We start from the raw sequence: 22877 nt of genomic DNA on the forward strand, positions 1-22877 counted from the left end.
GGGCCCGGATGGCGCCGGGGTCAACACCCCGCCGGTCCGGCTCAGGCCGTCGTGGGCGGGCGGCCGGGGCGAAACACGCCCATGGGCTCGGTAAAGCCGTCGAGGGGATGGGTTCCGAGGGAAACGGGGTCGCCCCACAGGAAGTCCACGAACGGCTTCGACATGAGGAGCGGTTCGCCCAGCGTCCGGTTGAGGCGGGCAAGGCGGCTCGCGAGGTTCACGTCGCGGCCGATGACGGTGAAGTCGAGGCGCGCGCCCGAGCCGACATTGCCGTAGGCGGCCTCGCCGTGGTGGAGGGCGATGCCCGCCGCCACGGGCTGGGCGAAATGCCCGAGGGCATTGGCCTCGTCGAGGGCCGCCAGCGCGCTCTGGGCCGCCGTCAGCGCCCCCTTGGCGGCACCGCCGAGGTCGTCGCCCCGTTCGCGAAAGATCGCCAGGAGGCCGTCGCCGAGATACTTCAGCACCTCGCCGCCCTCGCGCTCGATGGCCGGCACGAGGCAATCGAAGAAGATGTTGAGGAGGTCCACGGCCTCCTCCGGGGTCATCTCGGCGGAGATGCGGGTGTAGTCGCGCATGTCGGCGAACAGAATCGCCGAGCGGATGCGCTGAACGTGGCCGCGCCGGATCGAACCCGCCAGGATCGCCTTGTGCGGCTCGTCGCCGACATAGATCCGCAGAACGTGGTCGAGCTGCTTGTTGATGCTGCGCATCTCCATCACGGCGGCGAGCGTCGGGATGACGAAGCGCAGGATCGCCACGTCCTCGTCGCGAAACCCTTCCTCAGACCTGGTGGCGAAGGTGATGCCGTTGCGGGTGCCGTTGGTGAAGAACAGGGGCGCCACGATGTAGTGGCGGTAGCCCTCGGCCTTGAGGTCTGGGATCACCGCGAAGGCGGCGTCGGGCGTCTCGGAAAGGTCGAGGATCAGCCACTCCCCGGTCTCGTGGACGGTCTGGAACGGGCTCTCGCGATAGGCCTTGTCGGACGCCTCCCCGTGCGGGAACAGCCGCACCGTCGAGCCGGTCTCCCGGGTCCAGAACCGGCCGACCCCGGAATACTCGGAGTGCAGGGCGTCGATGGCCGTGGTCGCGCGGTCCACGGGGACGCCGAGGTCGATGAGGCGTTCGGCGAGGCCCGCCAGCAGGTCCTCGGCGTTGGGCATCCGCGCGCCCTCGCTCAGCAGCCAGTCGCGCAGGGCCACGCATTGCTGCAGGGCGCCGAAGGGCACGTCGTTGGCCTCGGAGCCATCGGCTTCGGCGGTGGGCGCGGATTGGGGCGGACCGCGATCGAGCATGAGGCCTCGGTGAGTCACAGGGCCGGGCGGGCCGCCGGGTCTTCTGCATCGCCCGCGAACCGGGGTCGGATCATGGCGTCGATCGGTCTCGTGGGCGAGCCCTCCGCGGCGCCGTGGTGCCGCGAAGGATCTTGGGTGGGGGTCTTCAGTTGTCGAGGAAGCTGCGGAGCTTGCGCGACCGGCTCGGGTGCTTGAGCTTGCGCAGGGCCTTCGCCTCGATCTGACGGATGCGCTCGCGGGTCACCGAGAACTGCTGGCCGACCTCCTCGAGGGTGTGGTCGGTGTTCATGCCGATGCCGAAGCGCATGCGCAGGACGCGCTCTTCACGGGGCGTGAGCGAGGCCAGCACCCGGGTCGTGGTCTCGCGAAGATTGCTCTGGATCGCCGCGTCGATGGGCAGGACGACGTTCTTGTCCTCGATGAAGTCGCCGAGATGCGAATCTTCCTCGTCGCCGATGGGCGTTTCGAGGGAGATCGGCTCCTTGGCGATCTTCAGCACCTTGCGCACCTTCTCCAGGGGCATGGCCAGCTTCTCGGCCAACTCCTCCGGAGTGGGTTCACGCCCGATCTCGTGCAGCATCTGACGCGAAGTACGGACGATCTTGTTGATCGTCTCGATCATGTGCACCGGGATGCGGATGGTGCGGGCCTGATCGGCGATGGAGCGGGTGATCGCCTGCCGGATCCACCACGTGGCGTAGGTCGAGAACTTGTAGCCGCGGCGGTACTCGAACTTGTCGACCGCCTTCATCAGGCCGATGTTGCCCTCCTGGATGAGGTCCAGGAACTGCAGGCCGCGGTTGGTGTACTTCTTGGCGATGGAGATCACGAGGCGCAGATTCGCCTCGATCATCTCCTTCTTGGCCTGACGGGCTTCGCGCTCGCCCTTCTGCACCATGTTAACGATCTTGCGATACTCGCCGATCTCGAGGCCGGTCTCGGAGGCCAGCGTCAGAATCTGCTCGCGCAGGCGCACCACCTCCTTCTGACCCTTCTCGACGAGGTTCTTCCAGCCGCGCCCGCCAAGGGTGCCGACACGCTCCATCCAGTTCGGATCGAGTTCCCAGCCCTGGTAATGACGCAGGAACTCGTCGCGGGCGACACCGTGGGTCTCGGCGTAGCGCATCAGGCGCCCCTCGTGGGAGATGAGGCGCTTGTTGATGTCGTAGAGCTGCTCGACCAGGGCCTCGATGCGGTTGGCATTGAGGGAGAGCGACTTCACGTCGGTGACGACGATGTCCTTCAGCTCGTCGCGCTTGGCGCTCTGCGCGTCCGTGAGCGCGCCGCCGCCGGCCTTCACCTCGGCATGCTCGCTCTGGATCTTGCGCAGCTTCTTGTAGTTGTTGGCGATGTTGTCGAACGTCTCGAGGACGCGCGGCTTGATCTCGGTCTCCATGGCCGCCAGGGAGACGTTGTTCTCCATGTCGTCCTCGTCGTCGCCTTCGGGCGCCGCCGGCGTGTCGCCCTCGCCGTCTTCCGTTTCCTCGGCGCCCTCCGCGATCTGCATCGCGTTCTTGGCGTCGGGACCCGCATAGGTGGCCTCGAGGTCGATGATCTCGCGCAGGAGCACCCGGCCGTCGACGAGTTCGTCGCGCCAGATGATGATGGCCTGGAAGGTGAGCGGGCTCTCGCACAGACCGGCGATCATCGCCTCGCGGCCCGCCTCGATGCGCTTGGCGATGGCGATCTCGCCCTCGCGCGACAGGAGCTCCACGGAGCCCATCTCGCGCAGGTACATGCGCACGGGATCGTCCGTGCGGTCGGTGGGCTCCTTGGCCGTGGTCTCGCGGACCGCCGGGGCCTTGGTCGGCGCGATCTCGGCGACCTCGGTCCCCTCGGCGCCGTCCTCGTCGTCGCCGGCCTCGCCGTTGGCCTTGGCCTCCGTCGTCTCCTCGGTCTCCTCCGCCTCGACGACGTTGATGCCCATCTCGGAGAGCTGGGACAGCACGTCCTCGATCTGGTCGGGATCGGACTGGCCGTCGGGCAGGACCTCGTTGATTTCCTCGTAGGTGATGTAGCCGCGTTTCTTCGCCAGCTTCACCATCCGCTTGACGGAGGCATCCGTCAGATCGAGGAGCGGCCCGTCCGTCTGTGCCTCGGGGGCAGCATCGGTCTCGTCCCGTTCCGTTGCCTTCGTCGCCATGATCCGCCTATGGTTGTCGTAGCCGTGTCGCGCGGGAGCGTGTGGCCCACTCCGCGTCGCCGACGCTGCAATACATATGGTGTGCGGAGCGCCGGAAAGCGCCCGCGTCGATCTCAGATTCCGGTATGCAAGCGAGACGCTTGACCGAATGTTAACCATGCGCCGTTTCCGACGCGCGAATTTGGTGGCCTCGAGGACCTACCCCGCCGCCTCGTCCGCGGCCGGCTCGTCCTCTTCCGCTCCGGCGACAACGGCCATACGTTGCTTCACGTCACACAGCCAAGCGAAGTTCGCCTCCGTGAAATCCTCCGCGAGCGCCCGTTCGGCGAGGCGAAGTTCGCTATTTAGCGCGCCCGACTTGCGGTGCAAGATCACGGCCTGCCCCAACGCATCTTCGAGACGCATAGGATCGGCATGCGCGTCAAGGGCTTTCGGATCCTTCCGGCGCCCGAGGGCGCAGACGCGCTCGGCCGCCGCCGTCAATCGGGCGCGCTCCAGCCGCGCGGCCAGAACCGTCGCGTCGATGGGCGCCGCATCCGCGACGGTATCGAGGAGAAACGTCTGGATCACCCGCGCATCCTCGGTCTCGAAATCGAGTTCGGAGAACGGCTCCGCCCAGTCCTCGAGGAGGGCGGGATGCGTGAGGAGGGTGCCGACGATCATCCCCTCCCGCAGGGCCTGCGCCCCGGTGAAGCCGGCCGATTGCGCCAGATGGTTGCTGGCCTTGCCGTGGAAGACCGGCGACGGCGGCGGATCGCCGGGGCGCGGCGCGCGCTGGAAGGCCGGGCGGTTTGCACCGCCCTGGCGCGGTTCCCACGGCCCCCGGCGGCCTTGGGCCCCCTGCGGGGACAGGGCGCGCAGGCGCCCCTCGATCTCGTCGCGGTAGAAGCCCCGCACGGTCTCGTCGCGAATGCCGCTCACGAGCTCGCGCAGGGTCTTGGCGAGGCCCGCGCGGCGCTCGGGGGTGTCGAGGGGGGCGCCCTCGGTGGCGCGCGACCACAGGACCTCGACGAGGGGGCGGGCCCCGTCGAGCACCCGGTCGATGGCGGCCTTGCCCTCGGAGCGCAGTAGATCGTCCGGGTCCTGTCCCTCGGGCAGCATGGCGAAGCGGAGCGACTTGCCCGGCGTCAGCCCCGGCAGGGCGACGTCCAGCGCCCGGAACGCGGCGCGCTGGCCCGCGCCGTCGCCGTCGAAGCACAGGATCGGCTCGTCGCCGTGGCGCCAGAGCAGTGCCACCTGCTCCTCCGTCAGCGCCGTGCCGAGGCCCGCCACGGCGTTGGGATGCCCGGCGAGCGTCATGGCGATGACGTCGACGTAGCCCTCCACGGCGATGATGGTGCCGCGATCATGGGCGGCCTTGCGGGCACCGTGGAGGTTGTAGAGCAGCTGCCCCTTGTGGAAGAGCGGAGTCTCGGGCGAATTCATGTACTTCGCCTTGGCGTCCTTCTGCATCGCCCGGCCGCCGAAGGCGATGACCCGCCCCCGCGTGTCGGTGATGGGAAACATCACCCGGTCGCGAAACTTGTCGTACGGGACCTTGATGTCGTCGCCGGTCACCAGCAGGCCGAGTTCGGCCATCATCTCCTTCGGGACGTCCTTGGCGGCGAGATGATCGCGCAGGGCATAGCGGTCGTTCGGCGCGTAGCCGAGGCGGAAGCGCGCCCGGGTGTCGAGGCCGAGCTGGCGCCCGTCGAGATACGCCCGGGCTTCGATCCCGGCCCGGCCCGTGAGCTGCGCCTCGTAGAAGGCGGCCGCCATTTCCATCACCTCGAGGGCGCCGGCGCGCTTCGTCTCCATCTCGCGGGTGTCGGCGCTCGGGGTGGGCAGGCTCACCCCCGCCTCCGAGGCGAGCCGCTCGACGGCCTCGGGGAAGCTCAGGCCCTCCGTCTCCATGAGGAAGGTGAAGACGTCGCCGTGCTTGCCCGACGAGAAGCAGTGATAGAACTGCTTCTGGTCGTTGACGTAGAAGGACGGCGACTTCTCCGCGTTGAACGGCGACAGGCCGCGCCACTCGCGCCCGGCCTTCTTCAGCCGGACGCGCCGCCCGACCACGTCGGAGGCGGGCAGGCGCGCGCGGATCTCTTCGAGGATATGGGGCGGATAACGCATGGGACCTCTGCGGCCGCCCACTCTAGCCCAGGGGGCTTAAGGAGTCCCGAACCGGGCGATCGGCGTCGCCCGGTTCCGCCTACGGACCCATCGGCGCGGATCAGGCCGCCCGGATCTCACCGAGGAAGCCGTCGATGTCGCGTTTGACGTTCAGGGACTGGGCCGCCACTTCGCCCGCGGCGGCCAGGACCTGCGAGGCGGCAAGGCCGGTCTGATCGGCCGAGCCGAGGACACGGGCGACGTTGGCGGAGACGTCCTGGGTGCCGTGAGCGGCCTCGCTGGCATTGCGGGATATCTCGCTGGTGGCGGCGGTCTGCTGCACCACCGTCTCGGCGATCAGGCCGCTGATCTCGTTCATGGTCGCGATGGTGTGGGCGATCTGCCGGATCGCCGCGCTCGCCCGCTCCGTGCCGGCCTGGATCGCGACGATTTGGCCGCCGATCTCTTCCGTCGCGCGCCCGGTCTGGGTCGCGAGTTCCTTCACCTCGGCGGCGACGACGGCGAAGCCGCGTCCCGCTTCCCCGGCCCGGGCCGCCTCGATGGTGGCGTTGAGCGCCAGGAGGTTCGTCTGGCTGGCGATGGCGGCGATCGTCGTCACCGCCGCTCCGATCTGGTTGGCGGCAGCACCCAGGCTCGTCATCGCGGTGTTCGTGGCCTCCGCCTCGCGGGCGGCTTCGATCGCGACCTTGCGGGAATGAAGCACCTGACGCTCGACCTCCTGAAGAGAGGAGACCATCTCTTCGGCCGCCGCCGCCACGGTCTGGACGTTGGCGGAGGTTTCCTCGGCGGCGGCGCTCGATGCGACGGCCTGGCTGTTGGTGCTGCCGGCGACCTGGCTCATGGACCGGGCCGTGGCGTCGAGTTCCGCCGTCGCGGACGAAACGATCGCGAGGGAACCGGCGACCTTCTCCTGGAAGCTCCGCACGAGCTGGTCGACACGGTCGGCGCGGCGCTGCCGGGCACTCTGCTGATTCGCCTGATCTGCCTCCAGTTCGTCGCGGGCGATGGCGTTCCGCCGGAAAACCTCCACCGCCTTGGCCATCTCGCCCATCTCATCCACGGCGTCCTGGGAGGGAACGGTCAGGGCCGTCTCGCCCGCCGCGAGGCGGCTCATGGCCTGGGTCATGCCGGCGATTTGCCGGATGATGCTGCGCGCGATGAGGACCGCGCCGGCGACGCCGATGACGAGGATCAGCGCGAGCAGCCCGGACTGGACCGTGCGTGCCATCGACATCGTGCTCCGGCCCTGGGCGATGATCTCCTCGACGGCATCCTTGAGCTTGCCGCGGGTCAGCAGGCCTGTCTGGTAGATGGCGTTGGCCTTGCTCTTGAGAGTGCGCTCGAAGAGTTCCTCGCTCTCCACCATGGCGCCCGAGGCGGCCTTGAAGCTCGCATCGAGGTTCTTCAACGCCTCCTCGACGGCCTGCACGCCCTGGCGCTGGGCCGCCGAGAGGGGGGCGGTCTTGAGGGTGTTGACGGCGGTCTCGGCGTTCGCGAACGCCGTCGCCGACAGGCCCCGACCCTTCGGATCGCGGGTCGCCAGGAAGCGCCAGTTCATGACGCGGAACAGGAGGACGGTCCGCTCGACCTCCGCGGCCGGCGGCGCCAGCACGGATGCGTTCTCACTGGAGCGGAGCTGGGTCGCGAGGGCCGTGGCGGCCTGTGTCAGCTGGTCGCCCCGCGCGAACACACCAGCCTTGTTGTCGCGGATCCGCGTACCGAGTTCGATGAGGGCCGGCACCTGTGCGCCCAATTCGTCGGATTGCGTGCGAAGCTGGGCATAGAGCGCGCGCCGCTCCTCGCTGACCGCCGTGTTGTGAAGCTCGTTCGCCAGAGCACGCATCTCGCTCAGGCTCGCCTTCATGCCGGCCGTGGTTTCCGGTGTCGGATTCGTCCGGTAGTCGCTGCTCTGAGCGATAAAGCGCTCGGTCAGAGCATTGAAGGTATAGAGGTTGAGCGCGTTGCGCTCGATCCGGTCCTTGAGGTCGCTTTGGTCGCTCAACTGGCCGAGCTGTATGTTCGAGAATCCGCCGAGCATCCCTGCCAACACGACCAGCGCCGCGAAGCCGCCGTAGAGCCGGAACCGAATACCGAGTTTCATGAGTGTCGACCGTAATGTCTTAGAATTACACTTGTTGATGCTATAATATATTTAAAACACTGTTAAAATTTGAGCTTCTCATCCAGGATTTGCCATGGAGGGCGGCATCGAGCCCGGCAAGCCGCGTAAGATGTTGAAGTTTGCCCGTGTATCCCAAGAGCAGTCATCGCATGATCGGAACGATCTCGCTGATGCAATGATTCGAGTGTCGTCTGGTCTTGGCGGGGAAAGTCGACCCGCATTCCGATCTGGTCGTCTTTAGCGGAGACAAGTCTTCTGCTGACGTGGACCGGGTCTCTGCGACGATGAAACAGCCTTCGACCCCCATCCGCTCTCCTGGCGCGCACGGGGCTCGATCCTCTTCGACCGCCGCGCGCTGGTCGGTTTCGTCCTCGCGCGGCGGTGGAGTGTCACGCCTTGGCGTTGAGCACGTCCTTCACAAGCCCGCTCGCCTTGCCGAAATCCATCCGGCCGGCATATGCGGCCTTCAGGGCGGCGATGACCTTGCCCATGTCCTTGGGACCGGCCGCACCCGTCTCGGCGACGGCGGCCTCGATGGCGGCGCGGGTCTCGGCTTCGTCCATCTGCTGCGGCAGGTAGCCGGCGATGATAGCGGCCTCGGCCCGCTCGTTCTCGGCCAGTTCGGGGCGGCCGCCCTGGTCGTAGACTCCGGCCGATTCGTTGCGCTGCTTGATCATCTTCTGCAGGAGCGCGAGGATGTCCTCCTCGGAGGGCTGCTCCTTACCGAGGCCGCGGGCCTCGATGTCCTTGTCCTTGAGGGCGGCCTGGATCATCCGCACGGTGGCGAGCTTCGCCTTGTCGCCGGCCTTCATGGCCTCCTTCATGTCGGTAGTGAGGCGTGCGCGTAGCATGGGGGACTCCTGAATCGGATCGGTCTGAGACTTGCTGGGCTGTGAAAATGCCGAGTGGTTCGCGCAGCTTGAGCCGGACGGCGCCCGAGGCCACATTGACCCCGTCGCCGCCCGCTCGGTATGAGCGGCGCACGACAAGCCACCCGCGTGCGCCGTGTCGCACGGTATGCGCCGTGTCGCGGCGCCGGGATCGGCCGGACATAAGCGAGATCACGCCGATGCTGCAAGATGAAGGCGCCCGCGCGCCCGCCGCCAACCCCGCCGCACCCCCTGCCCCTTGGGCCGAGCCCATCGCCACCGCCCTCCTCGTCCTCGCCGACGGTACGATCCTCGAAGGATTCGGCATCGGCCGCACCGGGGCGGCGGACGGCGAGGTCTGCTTCAACACGGCGATGACGGGCTATCAGGAGATCCTCACCGATCCGTCCTATGCCGGTCAGATCGTCACCTTCACCTTTCCGCATATCGGCAACACCGGAACCAACGACGAGGATCTCGAAAGCCTCGACGCGGCTCCGGCCTCCGGCGTGCGCGGCGCCGTCATCGCCTCGGCGGTGACGAACCCATCGTCCTGGCGCTCGTCGAGCCACCTCGACGCCTGGCTGAAGGCGCGCGGCATCGTCGGCATCACCGGGATCGACACGCGGGCGCTCACCGCCCTCATCCGCGACCACGGCATGCCCAATGCCGTCATCGCCAACAGCCCCGACGGCAGCTTCGACCGCGATGCCCTCAAGGCCCGCGCCGCGGCCCTGGCCCCCATGGAGGGCCTCGACCTCGTGCCGCCGGTGACCAGCCGCGAGACCACCGCATGGTCCCAGACGGCCTGGGGCGTGAAGACCGGCTACGGTAGCCGGCCGGCCGGCGATGGCCTGCGGGTCGTGGCCATCGATTACGGCGTGAAGCGCAACATCCTCCGGCTCCTGGCAGAGGCCGGCTGCGACGTGACCGTGGTACCCGCCACCACGAGCGCCGCCGAGATCATGGCGATGAAGCCCGACGGGGTCTTCCTCTCGAACGGTCCCGGCGATCCGGCCGCCACGGGCGAATACGCCGTGCCGGTGATTCGCGAGCTGCTCGCCGAGAAGGTGCCGACATTCGGCATCTGCCTCGGGCATCAGCTCATGGGCCTCGCGCTTGGCGGGCGCACGGTGAAGATGGCGCAGGGCCACCACGGCGCCAACCATCCGGTGAAGGACAAGACCACGGGCAAGGTCGAGATCGTCTCGATGAACCACGGCTTCAGCGTCGATCCGGAGAGCCTGCCGGAAACCGCCGTCGAAACCCATATCTCGCTGTTCGACGGCTCGAATTGCGGCCTGACCCTCACCGACCGCCCGGCCTTCTCGGTGCAGCACCACCCCGAGGCCTCGCCGGGCCCGCGCGACAGCCATTACCTGTTCGAGCGCTTCGTCGCCCTCATGCGGGCGGGCAAGCCCGAGACCATTCACGCCGTGGTCGACTGACGAAACGGAGCCTCCCTGCTTTCGCCCCGCCCCCGCCCCGATTGAGGCAGGGGCGGGTCACAAAAAGTCCGGCATTCCCGGGCATTTCCGAACCGTTGACGGCTCACGCGAACCGGCGTTCGGCGCCGTGTCGCGGGAGCAGCGCTCGAGACGGTTTCGGGGATATCCACATGACCTTCGACGACGCGCGCGACGATTTCTCGCGCCTGCATCGCCTCTTCACCTTCCATTTCGGCGTCGCCGTCGGCCTGTCGTGGATGACGACCCTTTATGCGGCCTGCTACGCGCCGTGGGTGCGCAACATCCGCCCCCTCATCGATCCCGCCGGCGGCCTCGATCGGGTCGAGAGCACGTGGTCGTTCCTGTTCGTCCTGCCCATCCTCCTCACCGTCGCCTGGGTGAGCCTGTTCTTTGGCCGCGAGCTCCTGCGCCGCAGCCAGACGCTCTCCAGCGCCGCCCTCGAATTCGCCGCCGCTGCCGTCGTGGCCTTCGGGGTGTTCACCCTCTCCATCGACCGGGCCGTGGCCGCGCTCTACGCCGGGATGTGAGCCAGGGAGCCGACGATAAGGACACCGTCCGCTCCAGGCGGATTGGCTTCCGTCAGGAGACGGCGATCCACGGATTGAGAATTGGAACCTGCATCGGCACGAAATCGCCGACGTTTCGTGTCACCACCGTCATGCCGTGGACGAGGGCCGTCGCCGCGATCAGCGCATCGCGGAACGGCCTCGGATCAGGAACGCACAGTGCGGCACTGCGGCGGGCAACAGCCGTATCGACGGGCAGGATGCGTCCAGCAAAGCCGGGAAGGACGTGTTCGTCGAGCCAGGTCCGAAGAAGTGTACCTTGTTGGCGGTCGCGCCGTTCCAACAGCATCGTGCCGATCTCGAGTTCCTGAACCACGATAGCAGACAGGAAGAGGCTCACGGCCGAGACGTCGCGTACCCAGGCCAACACATGCCCGTCGGCTTTTCCGGATCGGACTTTGCGCAGTTCCGACACCACATTGGTGTCGAGGAGAAACATCAGACGATCTCGGCCGGACGGGGCAGATCTCGGCTGGAGTGGAAATCGATCTCGATGTCCTCGACTCCGAGGGGCAGACCGAGGTCGTCGAGCAAATTGCCGGTCTGACGCGTGATTCGCCGATAGGCCTCGATGCTGAGAAGGACATGCGCCGGCTGGCCGTCATGGGTGATGAACACAGGCCCCGCCGCAGCGGCATCCCGTGCGCGGCCGGCATCGTGGTCGAACTCGCGGCTGGAAAACGTCGTCACCGTCATGGGCAAGGTCCTGGGGTAAGGTCTTGGGGCAAGCCGTCTCCGACGATTCCAGCGGGAAGATTTCCGTGAAACATCGATGTCGTCAACGCTTAACTCCCGTGCAAGGTATCCCCCACATCGCCGCTGTACCCTTCCAAAAGCGGGCGGCGGCGTGTAGACGCGACGCCTAACGACAATCCACGCCGCTCGCGCCCGCTCACGGCAGCCCCGATGGGGCGCCGTGCTTGCCTGGGCGCGTGCCCGCAAGCCAAGGCCCCCGATGCCGAAACGCACCGATCTCTCCACGATCCTCATCATCGGTGCGGGGCCGATCGTCATCGGACAGGCGTGCGAGTTCGATTATTCCGGCACTCAAGCCTGCAAGGCCCTCCGCGAGGAGGGCTACCGGATCGTGCTGGTCAATTCGAACCCGGCCACGATCATGACCGACCCGGACATGGCCGACGCCACCTACGTCGAGCCGATCACCCCGGAGATCGTCGCCAAGATCATCGAGAAGGAACGCCACGTGGTGCCGGGGGGCTTCGCCCTGCTGCCGACCATGGGCGGCCAGACGGCGCTGAACTGCGCCCTGTCCCTCAAGAAGATGGGCACCCTCGAAAAATTCGACGTCCAGATGATCGGCGCGACGGCGGAGGCCATCGACAAGGCCGAGGACCGCCACCTCTTCCGCGATGCGATGACCAAGATCGGCCTGGAGACGCCGAAATCGGCGCTGGCCAACGCCTCCGCCGCCAAGAAGGCCGACCGCGAGAAGTACCTCGCCGAAGTCGCCCGCATCGAGGCCGCCAATCCGGGCGAAGCCCGTGGCCCGGCGCTCGCCGCCTTCGAGAAGACCTGGCACCGGGGTGAATCCGATCGGCGCAAGCGCTACGGCGAGCACGCCATCGGCCAGGCCCTCATCGCGCTGGCCGAAGTCGGCCTGCCGGCGATCATCCGCCCCTCCTTCACCATGGGCGGCACCGGCGGCGGCATCGCCTACAACCGCGAGGAATTCCTCGACATCGTCGAGCGCGGCATCGATGCTTCGCCAACGAACGAGGTGCTGATCGAGGAGTCGGTCCTCGGTTGGAAGGAATACGAGATGGAGGTCGTTCGCGATAAGAACGACAACTGCATCATCGTCTGCTCCATCGAGAACATCGATCCGATGGGCGTTCACACCGGCGATTCCATCACCGTCGCGCCGGCGCTCACCCTGACCGACAAGGAGTATCAGGTGATGCGCGACGCATCGCTGGCGGTGCTCCGCGAGATCGGCGTCGAGACCGGCGGCTCGAACGTGCAGTTCGCCATCGATCCGGCCACGGGCCGGATGATCGTCATCGAGATGAACCCGCGCGTGTCGCGCTCCTCCGCCCTGGCGTCGAAGGCCACGGGCTTTCCCATCGCCAAGGTCGCGGCCAAGCTCGCCGTCGGCTACACCCTCGACGAGATCGCCAACGACATCACCGGCGGCGCCACCCCGGCCTCGTTCGAGCCGACCATCGACTACGTGGTCACGAAGATCCCCCGCTTCGCCTTCGAGAAGTTCCCGGGCGCCGAGCCGACGCTCACCACGGCCATGAAATCCGTGGGCGAGGCCATGGCCATCGGCCGGTGCTTCGCCGAATCGCTGCAGAAGGCCCTGCGCTCCCTCGAGACGGGCCTCACGGGCCTCGACGACATCGAGATCGAGGGCCTGGGCAAGGGTGACGACCACAACGCCATCAAGGCGGCGCTCGGCACCCCGACCCCGGACCGCCTGCTCAAGGTCGGCCAAGCCCTGCGTCTGGGCATCAGCCACGAGGAGGTGCATGCCTCCTGCAAGATCGACCCGTGGTTCCTCGAGCAGCTCCAGGCGATCATCGACCTCGAGAACCGGGTGCGGGCCCACGGCATCCCGACGACGCCCGGGGCGCTACGCCAGCTCAAGGCCGCCGGCTTCTCGGATGCGCGCCTTGCCGTGCTGGCGAAGACCGACGAGGCGTCCGTGCGCGCCGCGCGCCGGGGTCTGGGCGTCCGCCCCGTCTTCAAGCGCATCGATACCTGCGCCGCCGAGTTCAAGGCGCCCACCGCCTACATGTACTCCACCTACGTCGCGCCTTTCGCCGGCACCGTCGTCGACGAGGCCCGGCCGACGGACGCGAAGAAGGTCATCATCCTCGGCGGCGGCCCGAACCGGATCGGCCAGGGCATCGAGTTCGACTATTGCTGCTGTCACGCCTGCTTCGCCCTGACGGAGGCCGGCTACGAGACCATCATGGTCAACTGCAACCCGGAGACGGTCTCCACCGACTACGACACCTCGGACCGCCTCTACTTCGAGCCCCTGACCGAGGAAGACGTCCTCGAGATCATCGAGACGGAGCGCCAGGCCGGTACGCTCCACGGCGTCATCGTCCAGTTCGGCGGCCAGACGCCCCTGAAGCTCGCCCGCGCCCTCGAGGCCGCCGGCGTGCCGATCCTCGGCACCTCGCCCGACGCCATCGACCTCGCCGAGGACCGCGACCAATTCAAGCGCCTCCTCGACAAGCTCGGGATGAAGCAGCCGAAGAACGGCATCGCCTATTCCGTCGAGCAGAGCCGGCTGGTCGCGGCCGATCTCGGCCTGCCCTTCGTGGTGCGTCCGAGCTACGTCCTTGGCGGACGCGCCATGGCGATCATCCGCGACGAGGCCCAGTTCGCCGACTACCTCCTCGACACCCTGCCGAGCCTGATCCCGTCGGACGTCAAGGCGCGCTACCCCAACGACAAGACCGGGCAGATCAACACGGTGCTGGGCAAGAACCCGCTCCTGTTCGACCGCTATCTGTCAGACGCCACCGAGATCGACGTCGACGCCCTGTGCGACGGCACTGACGTGTTCATCGCCGGCATCATGGAGCACATCGAGGAGGCGGGCATCCATTCGGGCGATTCCGCCTGCTCGCTGCCGACCCGCTCGCTCTCGCCCGAGATCGTCGCGGAACTCGAGCGCCAGACGAAGGCCATGGCGCTGGCCCTCAAGGTCGGCGGCCTGATGAACGTGCAGTACGCCATCAAGGACGGCGTGATCTACGTGCTGGAGGTGAACCCCCGCGCCTCGCGCACGGTGCCGTTCGTCGCCAAGGTGATCGGTGAGCCCATCGCCAAGATCGCCGCCCGGGTGATGGCCGGCGAGCCGCTTGCCGGATTCGGACTGGTGCCGAAAGTGCTCGATCACATCGCCGTCAAGGAGGCGGTGTTCCCGTTCGCCCGCTTCCCCGGCGTCGACGTGCTCCTCGGCCCCGAGATGCGCTCGACGGGTGAGGTCATCGGCCTCGATTCGAGCTTCGGCGTCGCCTTTGCCAAGAGCCAGCTCGGCTCGGGCACCCAGGTGCCGAAGGGCGGCGCGGTGTTCGTGTCCGTGCGCGATGCCGACAAGGCGCGCATTCTGCCCTCCATCCGCCTCCTGGCCGAGCTCGGCTTCACCATCGTGGCGACGAGCGGAACACAGCGCTTCCTCGCGGATCAGGGCGTGGCGACGGAGCGGGTGAACAAGGTCCTCGAGGGCCGGCCACACGTGGTCGATTCCATCAAGAACGGCGACATCCAGCTGGTGTTCAACACCACCGAGGGGGCGGGTGCGCTGTCGGACTCGCGGTCGCTGCGCCGTGCCGCCCTCTTGCATAAAGTGCCGTACTACACCACTCTTGCTGGGGCGATGGCGGCGGCCGAGGGGATCAAGGCCTACCTCGAGGGCGATCTTCAGGTTCGTGCCTTGCAGGAATACTTCGCGGTCTGAATCATCGCGTTGCGGGTGACTTGAATCACGGGCGCGACGCTGAGATTCTTGCCGATCTTATTCTGGCCCGGGGGGAGCGATGCCGCTTCCTTCGGGCCTCTTCATTGTGGCGCGAGACGATGACGATAGACAAGGTTCCGATGACCGTTCGCGGCTACGCGGCGCTGGAGGAGGAGTTGAAGCACCGCCAGCAAGTGGAGCGTCAGCGCATCATCCAGGCGATCTCCGAGGCACGGGCGCTAGGCGACCTCTCGGAGAACGCCGAGTATCATGCCGCCAAGGAGGCGCAGTCCCACAACGAGGGCCGCGTCATGGAACTGGAGAGCATGATCGCGCGCGCCGAAGTGATCGACGTGACGAAGCTTTCGGGCACCAAGATCAAGTTCGGCGCCACGGTGAAGCTCGTCGACGAGGACACCGAGGAGGAGAAGACCTATCAGCTCGTCGGTGAGCCGGAGGCGGACGTGCGCTCGGGCCTCGTCTCCATCACCTCCCCCATCGCCCGCGCCCTTATCGGCAAGGGCGTCGGCGACACCGTCGAGGTGACGACACCCGGCGGCGGCAAGTCCTACGAGGTCGTCGCCGTCCAGTACGGCGCCTGATTTCACCATGCGCCGCCCGATGCGCTGGCTCGGCGGGCTGGGTCTCCTCGGCCTGCTCGCCCTCGCCGCCCCGGCATTTGCCGAAGGGCTCCCGGATCTCGGTGGAGAGCGCCTGTCCGGCATCCGCGTCGATGTCGGTCCTCTCCTCGCCCGGGGCGATGGTCTCCGTGCCCAAGCGCTTCAGGCCGACCTGACCCGGGCCCTCGCGGCCGAGTTCGCCGACGTGTCGGGCGGTCGCGGCCCGACCCTGGTGGTGCGCCTCAACAGCCTGTCCATGAACCCGTACGTGGGCAACCAGGGCCGCAGCGGCTTTGGCGGCAGCATGGACTCGGACTACCTCGACGGTGAGGCCCTGCTGATCGGGCGGCGCGGCGAGGTTCTGGCTCGGCATCCGCAGCTCTCCGTGGTTCCGGCGAGCTCGGGCGGCGCCTGGTACGACCCGAAATCCGAGCGCCGTCGCGTCACCGCCATCGCGGCGCATTATGCGGGCTGGCTGCGCCGGGCCCTGCCGTCGCGGTGACGGGCGGCATTGACGTGGCGTCGCCGATGGCGAATGCGTGCGCCATGACCGCACTGTCCGACCGTCCGGCGTCGCTCCCCTCCCCCGACATCACCCTGGCCCGGACCTGGATCGTCACTGACGGCAAGGCGGGCGACGAAAACCAATGCCTCGGCCTCGCCGAGACCCTCGGGCTCGCCTTCGAGACCCGCCGCATCGCTCCCCGCCCCCCCTTCGGCTGGATGGCCCCGTGGGGGCCGGTGGACCCCGGCGACCGGCCGGGCCGGACACGTGGCGTCCTGTCGGGCGCGATGCCCGACATCCTCATCGCCTCCGGGCGACGCGCCGTGCCGTACCTGCGCGCCGTGCGCGAGGCCTCGGGGGGGCGCACCTTCACGGCCTTCCTCAAGGATCCCCGCACGGGACCGGAAACCGCCAATTTCGTCTGGGTGCCGGATTACGACGATCTGCGCGGGCCGAACGTGTTCACCACCCTGACGGCGCCGCATCAGGTCTCGGCGACGCGCCTCGCCGCCGCGCGGGCTGCGCCCGATCCGCGCCTCATCGGCCTGCCCTGGCCGCGGATCGCCGTGCTCATCGGCGGCGACAGCCGCCACCTCACCTACCGCAACGCCGACATGCGGCGCCTCGTGCGCGATCTCACGAAGCTCGCGGAGGGCGGCTGTTCGCTGATGATGACGGTCTCGCGCCGGACGCCGCCGGCCCTGCGCGACGCCCTGGAAGGGCTGGTCGCGGCCAAGGGCGGGTTCTTCTGGGACGGCAGCGGCGCGAATCCCTACGTCGCTATGCTGGCGCTGGCCGAATCCATTGTGGTGACTTCGGATTCGGCCAACATGGTCGGCGAAGCGGTGAGCACCGGCGCCCCCGTCCTCCTGTTCGACCTGCCGAAGACCTATATCCGGCACCGGCGGATGTTCGCCGGCCTCGCCATGGCGGGGGCGCTTAAGCCCTTCATCGGGCGTTTGGAGACCCTGCGTTATCGTCCCATCGACGCGACGCCGTCCATCGCCCAGGCGATGGCGCGGTCCTACGAGGCTCACGCGGCACGCTTCGCCGCCGAAGCCCCCGGCCACCCTTAAGGAGACAGCATGGCACACACACATTCCAAGCTCGTCATCATCGGCTCGGGGCCGGCGGGCTACTCCGCCGCCATCTACGCCGCCCGCGCCATGGTCGAGCCGCTCATGATCTCCGGCTTTCAGCCCGGCGGCCAGCTCATGATCACCACCGACGTCGAGAACTATCCGGGGTTCGCTGAAGCGATCCAGGGCCCGTGGCTCATGGAGCAGATGCGCGCCCAGGCCGAGCATGTCGGCACCAAGATCGTGTCCGAGTACATCACGAAGGTCGATCTCCAGACGCGCCCGTTCCGGCTCGAAGCGGATTCCGGCGAGACCTATTCGTGCGACGCGCTCATCATCGCGACGGGTGCCCAGGCCAAATGGCTCGGCCTGCCGTCGGAAGCCGCCTTCCAGGGCTTCGGCGTCTCGGCTTGCGCCACCTGCGACGGCTTCTTCTTCCGCGGCAAGGAGGTCGTGGTGGTCGGCGGCGGCAACACCGCCGTGGAGGAGGCGCTCTACCTCGCCAATCTCGCTGCCAAGGTGACGGTGGTCCACCGCCGGGGCGAGTTCCGGGCCGAGCGCATCCTGCAGGAGCGCCTGTTCAAGCACCCCAACGTCGACGTGCTGTGGCACCACGCCGTCGAGGAGGTGTGCGGAACGCAGAAGCCGCCGTCGGTGACGCACCTGCGCCTCAAGGACGTGCGCTCGGGCGAGATCGTCGAGCGCAAGGCCGACGGGGTGTTCATCGCCATCGGGCACCAGCCGGCAACCGCGATCTTCGAGGGGCAGCTCGCCCTGCGCGAGGGCGGCTACATCGAGACCAAACCCGGCACCACCCACACGGCGATCCCGGGCGTCTATGTCGTTTTCTCTGTACCAGGTGCCCCCCGGATGTGTGTGTATTCAACCACTTCCGTCTCGAACGATAACCGGTCGCAGCTGCTCCTTGAAGCTGCAGCCTAGAGCGCATTCAAGGCCCCCCCGCTTCATCGACACATCAAGGCTGGCCATGACCACGCATAAGACGAAGGTTCTCATTATCGGTGCCGGGCCGGCCGGTTACACCGCGGGCATCTACGCAGCCCGAGCGAACATGAAGCCCATCCTCGTGACGGGCATCCAGCCGGGCGGCCAGTTGACCATCACCACTGACGTCGAGAACTACCCAGGCTTCGCACAGGCCGTTCAGGGCCCGGACCTGATGGAGCAAATGCGCCTTCAAGCCGAGCACGTCGGGACCCAGATCCTCTACGACACAATCGTATCGGTCGATCTGTCGAAGCGGCCGTTCGTGGCACAGGGCGACGGTGGGGACACATACGTCGCCGACACACTCATCGCGGCCACTGGAGCCCAGGCGCGGTGGCTGGGACTGCCCTCCGAGATGGAATTCAACGGTGCGGGCGTGTCGGCCTGCGCGACCTGCGATGGCTTTTTCTATCGCGGAAAGCAGGTTGTCGTCGCCGGCGGCGGGAACACCGCCGTCGAGGAAGCGCTCTACCTAGCCAACCTGGCCTCGAAGGTCACCGTCGTCCATCGGCGCGACCGTTTCAGGGCGGAGCCTATCCTGCAGGACCGCCTCTTCGCCCACCCTAAGATCGAGGTCATATGGAACCACACGGTCGATGAGGTCCTTGGGCGGCGGGAGCCCGTGAAGTCGATGACTGGCCTCCGGCTCAGGGATGCGGTCAGCGGTTCAACGAGGGAGATGGCAGCCGACGGCTTGTTCGTCGCCATTGGTCACGATCCCGCGACGAAGTTGTTCGCCGACCAGCTCGAACTTCTGGAAGGCGGCTACATCAAGATCGTCCCCGGCACTACGAAGACGACGGTGGAGGGCGTCTACGCGGCCGGCGACTGTGCGGAATTCGTTTACCGACAGGCGGTGGTAGCAGCCGGGATGGGGTGCATGGCGGCGCTTGAGTCCGAGAAATTCCTGGCCGAGCATTCCTCAAATCCCAAGGTCCGGAACGAGGAGGCACATGAGGTCGAGATGATCGGCGCTTACGACTAGGCTCGGTCGAACCCCGGGCCTTCACCGCCGACGTTCCAGGGAGAGGGCTCCGCCTCTTCCGCATGCCAGGCACCGTCTCTATTCCGCCGAGGGGACGGGGCCCTCCACCTTGCGTGCCGTTGGCTTAACCAGGCCGGGGGATACCCCTTCCGCCTCCTCGCCTTGGCACCTGCTACCCTCGTCGTCCTGGACTCCGCAGCGGTGCGGTTCCGGCACCTCATGCTTGATCAAGTGCCTGGACGTCCGGGAGCGACAGGTCGAAGGTACAGCCGACCATGCGCCGGGCATGAGCGGGTGGACGGGACATGGCAGCCTTGAGAGCCTCTTCGGAACCGACGAGAACTACCGCCTCCTCGGCCCGGGTCAGCGCCGTGTAGACCCAGGTAGGGTCCATATTCCGGGCTTCGATCAGGGCGACCACCACGGTGCGTGCCTGGCTTCCCTGAGCCCGGTGGCAACTTACGGCGTAGGCTAGGGCCAGGTCGAACAGGTCCTTGTCCGTGAGGGTGACGGTTTCCCCATCGAACTCGCACGTCACCGTGCCCAGGTCCTCGTCGACGGCCGTGACATGTCCGAGGCTGCCGTTGCGCAACCCCTTCTCGTAGTCGTTTCGTAGGAACGTAACCGGCTCGCCGACGCAGAACTCGTTGCCCATGTAACCACGTACGCTCTCCACCTTTCCAGGATCGGCGGCCTCCAGCGACGCGACGTGGGCCGAGTGGAGGCGGTGATTGAGATGCCGGACCGTGCCGTCCGGCGCGGCGGCACGGCTGTTCACGGCCGAAAGCACCATCAAGCCCGTGGAATCCGGACCATGACGGCCCAGATCCGCGACGACACGCTCAACGGACTCGCTCACCTCGCCCGGTTCCACCACCAGAAAGCTCACTCCGGGACGTCCCGGCTGATAGGCGGGGAGGACCGGGATGCGACTTCCCCGTACCTCTCGGGAGATGGCCGGGATACCACTCCCATCCGACTGTCGGTGCACGGTCTCAAGCCGCGACGTGATGCCCCGCTGTTCCACAAGGTGATGGAAGATCAGGCCGAACCCGACAGGAGGCAGTTGGAAGGCGTCACCAACCAGGAGCAGGCGACAGCCTTGCGGCATCGCGTCGACGAGGCGGTGCATCTGACTGAGGTCGACCATCGAAGCCTCGTCGATGACCAGGAGCGTGCGGTTGGTGAGCAGCGGAAGCTCCCGTCCGGCATCGGGGGCAGCCTGCCGCTGGCTAGTCCCTCCCCACTGAGTTTGGCCGTCGACTCGCTTCTCCAAGCCGAGGATGAGACGATGAATGGTCACCGCGGGCGATTGCCCAGGTTCGCTGCGACCCGTGCCCTCCGTCAGCCTCAGCGCGGCCTTGCCTGACAGGGCGGCCATCTGGACGTGGCCACCCAGGTGTTCCCAAAGGTCAACGATGGCTCGGCAGGTGGCCGTCTTTCCCGTACCGGCTCCTCCGGTCAGACAGGCCAGTGGCCGGCCCATTACGGCAAGCACGGCGTCGCGCTGTTCGGGGTGAAGCGAACGACCCCGGTTTTCCACCATCGCGAGGAGCCGCCGCAGGTCCACCGCGGACGGGATCTTGACGCCGGTACGCTCGCGGCCGCCGGCGAGACGTCGGAAACGGACCAGGAGGTCTTCCTCAAGCACCGCGCAACCGGGAGAACGCCACAGGTCTCCGGACTCGATCAGCGCATGGTTCGCCATCCCGACACGTACCACCTCCTCGTCCAGTTCCATCTCCGCATCCAGCCCGAGCTTCTTGGCAACGCGGCTTCCCAGGACGGAACGGTGAACCGCCGTGTCTCCCTCTCGAATGGCGTCCAGCATGACGGCGTCGATTGCACCGACGATACGTGTCGGGTGGGTATGCGCATCCCCGATGCCGCCACGGGCCTTGAGGATGCGAAGGGCGAGGGGATCGACCTTCGACCAGGGCAAGGGGCCTGACAGCACGTAGGGATTACGCTGGAGGAGGGGCAGCGCCTCGGGACCGAACAGGCGCAGGATACGCCGTACCGTTCCGCCGTCCTCCACCCCCTGCTCCTCAAGCCATCGAACCGTCTCGTACTCGCCCTTGGTTTCCGCCAGGGTGCGGAAGACGGCGACGGCGAGCCGGGCGGCCAGGTTCGGACGCTCGGGGTCGATGATCTCCGTCAGCTGTTCCAGCGTCACGGACCCATCCAGGAGCCCGTCGAGCCGCCCCCGCAGGGCTTGCGCGATACGCTTGGCACGCGCCGGGCCCAGGCCGCCCACGACCTGAAGCCAGGGAACGACCAGCTTCCCGGATGGCATGAGACGAACGAATCCGTCCGGGCGCCCGTAGAATTGGAGGCCATGACGCACGCTTTCGTGCCACTGGCCCTCGATCCGGTAGACCTCCCCGTCAACCGGATGGAACGCCTCCCCCTTCGCGACCACCCTGACGCTCTCGCGCCCGGTCGTGATGCCCGAGAAGATGGTGGCCCTATCGCCGGCCCAGACGATGGACGTGACCTGGACGGTCAGATGCTGGACAGGTTGGGTGGTCATTGAACGTCGTCCGTACGCAAGACCATGCCGGTGCGTTGGATGAACGCGAAGCGTTCACGAAGGCGGGCGTTCTCGGCTTCCTTCTCGGCAAGCTTACGTTCGAGGTGAACGATGCGCGCCCTTGCGAGGGCATGTCCCTCGCTCTGGTTCTTCACGTCCTTGCTCAGCCTGACGATCCGATCCTCCGCCGCATCGCTGGACTTCGCGGTCTCGGTCGTCTTCGTGGCAGTCAGTCCCTGGTCCTGCGCCGCGACGTCGATCAGCGCTCCCCACTCGGCCTCGTTGTAGACGTACTGTCTCACGCTCTCGGGAACCTCGACGCCCCGTTCCTCGCCCCATTGCCGGAACTCCTGCATCAAGGATCGAACGTTGATCCGGCCGCCCCGGCTGGGAAGGTTCGGGGATGCACGTCCGCCCTGATCGTATTCGGCGAACCTTTGGTCGAGGAAGGTTCTGAGTTCGTCCAGCAACTCTGGCACCGTCGCGGTCCTGGGCATCAAACATCCTCATTGAGCTGATTGCGTGTCCGTGGCTGCTTCCGGAGCCACTCGACGAAGGGCGTCGTGTCGGGCGGTCCCGCGATGAGGCTCTTGGAGCCGACCTGTGCGGTGTTCCTGATCTCGCCCTTGTCGAGGACGATGCCGAATTCTTCCTCGGTCAGGTGGGTCAGCAATCGCCCCAACACCGTCGCCGTGCGCTCGAAAGCGATCCGGTACGCCCTGCCCTCACCGTCTCCGTCGGTCGTCGGCGCCGGCAACTCCGCATTGACGCCGTTGCGCTCGATCAGCTTCCGTAGCCTCACGTTGTCTCGCCGGAGCAGGTTGGTGTTGATGTCGGCGTCGAGCGCCTTGGCGGCCAGCGCCGCGCGCGGCCGCACGTCATCCTCCGGAGCTGGGATCAAGCGAGGATTCTCGGCGACGAACCGCAGGATCTCCGCCCGGTAGCGCTTGTTCCGTGACAAGGTCGTGGCGTGCAGACCGCTGCCCATGGCAACCGCGTTGCGCAGGGCATGGAACGTTTCGTACTTCGTACGGCGCGGGAGGGCCTTGAGGGCACGACGCACCTTCACGAGGTTGGCTTCCGTCACCTCCCGCTGGTGGAGACCGAAGTTGTTTTGGCCCTTGCGCGCGCCCACA

18 protein-coding genes are annotated in these 22877 nt (G+C 67.2%); 8 read left to right on the forward strand and 10 right to left on the reverse strand.

Annotated features, from left to right (window positions below):
* Positions 1 to 41: 41 nt before the first annotated feature.
* The 5 genes from MFF01_RS12160 to MFF01_RS12180 form a co-directional block, all read right to left on the reverse strand.
* A complete protein-coding gene (locus tag MFF01_RS12160; protein WP_238225679.1) occupies positions 42 to 1292 on the reverse strand; it encodes an adenylate/guanylate cyclase domain-containing protein in 1251 nt (416 codons plus the stop codon).
* Positions 1293 to 1437: 145 nt separating this feature from the next.
* Entirely contained in the window at positions 1438 to 3435 is a 1998-nt protein-coding gene (gene rpoD / locus MFF01_RS12165; RefSeq protein ID WP_238225681.1) for an RNA polymerase sigma factor RpoD, read from the reverse strand.
* 198 nt (positions 3436 to 3633) lie between these two features.
* The gene (dnaG, locus tag MFF01_RS12170) at positions 3634 to 5544 is read right to left on the reverse strand and encodes a DNA primase (RefSeq protein WP_238225683.1); all 1911 of its coding nucleotides are present in this window, start codon (positions 5542 to 5544) and stop codon (positions 3634 to 3636) included.
* Between the two features lie 100 nt (positions 5545 to 5644).
* Positions 5645 to 7645, reverse strand: a complete 2001-nt coding sequence (locus tag MFF01_RS12175) for a methyl-accepting chemotaxis protein (protein WP_238225685.1) — start codon at positions 7643 to 7645, stop codon at positions 5645 to 5647.
* A gap of 410 nt (positions 7646 to 8055) precedes the next feature.
* A complete protein-coding gene (locus MFF01_RS12180) occupies positions 8056 to 8517 on the reverse strand; it encodes a GatB/YqeY domain-containing protein (RefSeq protein WP_238225687.1) in 462 nt (153 codons plus the stop codon).
* 218 nt (positions 8518 to 8735) lie between these two features.
* Here MFF01_RS12180 and carA point away from each other — a divergent pair, with 218 nt between their 5' ends.
* Entirely contained in the window at positions 8736 to 9983 is a 1248-nt protein-coding gene (carA, locus tag MFF01_RS12185) for a glutamine-hydrolyzing carbamoyl-phosphate synthase small subunit (RefSeq protein WP_238225689.1), read from the forward strand.
* Between the two features lie 170 nt (positions 9984 to 10153).
* Complete coding sequence (locus MFF01_RS12190; RefSeq protein WP_238225691.1) at positions 10154 to 10531, forward strand: hypothetical protein; 378 nt, start codon at positions 10154 to 10156, stop codon at positions 10529 to 10531.
* A 52-nt stretch (positions 10532 to 10583) separates the two neighbouring features.
* Here MFF01_RS12190 and MFF01_RS12195 read toward each other — a convergent pair whose 3' ends face one another.
* Positions 10584 to 11009: a type II toxin-antitoxin system VapC family toxin gene (locus MFF01_RS12195; protein ID WP_238225693.1), complete on the reverse strand. Its 426-nt coding sequence runs from the start codon at positions 11007 to 11009 to the stop codon at positions 10584 to 10586.
* The gene (locus tag MFF01_RS12200) at positions 11009 to 11266 is read right to left on the reverse strand and encodes a type II toxin-antitoxin system Phd/YefM family antitoxin (RefSeq protein ID WP_238225695.1); all 258 of its coding nucleotides are present in this window, start codon (positions 11264 to 11266) and stop codon (positions 11009 to 11011) included. The genes MFF01_RS12195 and MFF01_RS12200 overlap by 1 nt, the downstream gene beginning before the upstream one ends.
* 259 nt (positions 11267 to 11525) lie before the next feature.
* Here MFF01_RS12200 and carB point away from each other — a divergent pair, with 259 nt between their 5' ends.
* The 6 genes from carB to trxB (MFF01_RS12230) all read left to right on the forward strand — a co-directional run bounded on the left by carB (position 11526) and on the right by trxB (MFF01_RS12230) (position 19208).
* The gene (gene carB / locus MFF01_RS12205) at positions 11526 to 15011 is read left to right on the forward strand and encodes a carbamoyl-phosphate synthase large subunit (RefSeq protein WP_238225696.1); all 3486 of its coding nucleotides are present in this window, start codon (positions 11526 to 11528) and stop codon (positions 15009 to 15011) included.
* 125 nt (positions 15012 to 15136) lie between these two features.
* The gene (gene greA, locus MFF01_RS12210; protein ID WP_177232445.1) at positions 15137 to 15613 is read left to right on the forward strand and encodes a transcription elongation factor GreA; all 477 of its coding nucleotides are present in this window, start codon (positions 15137 to 15139) and stop codon (positions 15611 to 15613) included.
* Positions 15614 to 15620: 7 nt separating this feature from the next.
* Positions 15621 to 16133, forward strand: coding sequence for a hypothetical protein (locus MFF01_RS12215; protein WP_238225698.1), 513 nt, complete (start codon positions 15621 to 15623; stop codon positions 16131 to 16133).
* Positions 16134 to 16177: 44 nt separating this feature from the next.
* Positions 16178 to 17212 carry a mitochondrial fission ELM1 family protein gene (locus tag MFF01_RS12220; protein WP_238225700.1) on the forward strand — a complete coding sequence of 345 codons (1035 nt, stop codon included), beginning with the start codon at positions 16178 to 16180 and terminating at the stop codon, positions 17210 to 17212.
* Positions 17213 to 17221: 9 nt separating this feature from the next.
* Positions 17222 to 18157 (forward strand): thioredoxin-disulfide reductase, encoded by a 936-nt coding sequence (gene trxB / locus MFF01_RS12225; RefSeq protein ID WP_238225702.1) that lies wholly within the window; start codon positions 17222 to 17224, stop codon positions 18155 to 18157.
* 46 nt (positions 18158 to 18203) lie between these two features.
* On the forward strand, positions 18204 to 19208 hold the full coding sequence (gene trxB, locus MFF01_RS12230; protein WP_056378856.1) for a thioredoxin-disulfide reductase: 1005 nt from the start codon (positions 18204 to 18206) through the stop codon (positions 19206 to 19208).
* Positions 19209 to 19425: 217 nt separating this feature from the next.
* Here the strand turns inward: trxB (MFF01_RS12230) and MFF01_RS12235 are convergent, their stop codons facing one another.
* Genes MFF01_RS12235 through MFF01_RS12245 form a run of 3 tightly spaced genes read right to left on the reverse strand, consistent with a single transcriptional unit; the run spans position 19426 to position 22876 of the window.
* Positions 19426 to 21741, reverse strand: coding sequence for an AAA family ATPase (locus MFF01_RS12235; RefSeq protein WP_056378854.1), 2316 nt, complete (start codon positions 21739 to 21741; stop codon positions 19426 to 19428).
* Complete coding sequence (locus MFF01_RS12240) at positions 21738 to 22238, reverse strand: hypothetical protein (protein WP_238225704.1); 501 nt, start codon at positions 22236 to 22238, stop codon at positions 21738 to 21740. Before MFF01_RS12240 ends, MFF01_RS12235 begins: the two co-directional genes overlap by 4 nt.
* Entirely contained in the window at positions 22238 to 22876 is a 639-nt protein-coding gene (locus tag MFF01_RS12245) for a hypothetical protein (RefSeq protein WP_056378850.1), read from the reverse strand. Before MFF01_RS12245 ends, MFF01_RS12240 begins: the two co-directional genes overlap by 1 nt.
* Between the last annotated feature and the right edge of the window lies 1 nt (position 22877).

It is taken from the genome of Methylobacterium adhaesivum (genome assembly GCF_022179065.1).
GTDB classification, from domain to species: domain Bacteria; phylum Pseudomonadota; class Alphaproteobacteria; order Rhizobiales; family Beijerinckiaceae; genus Methylobacterium; species Methylobacterium adhaesivum.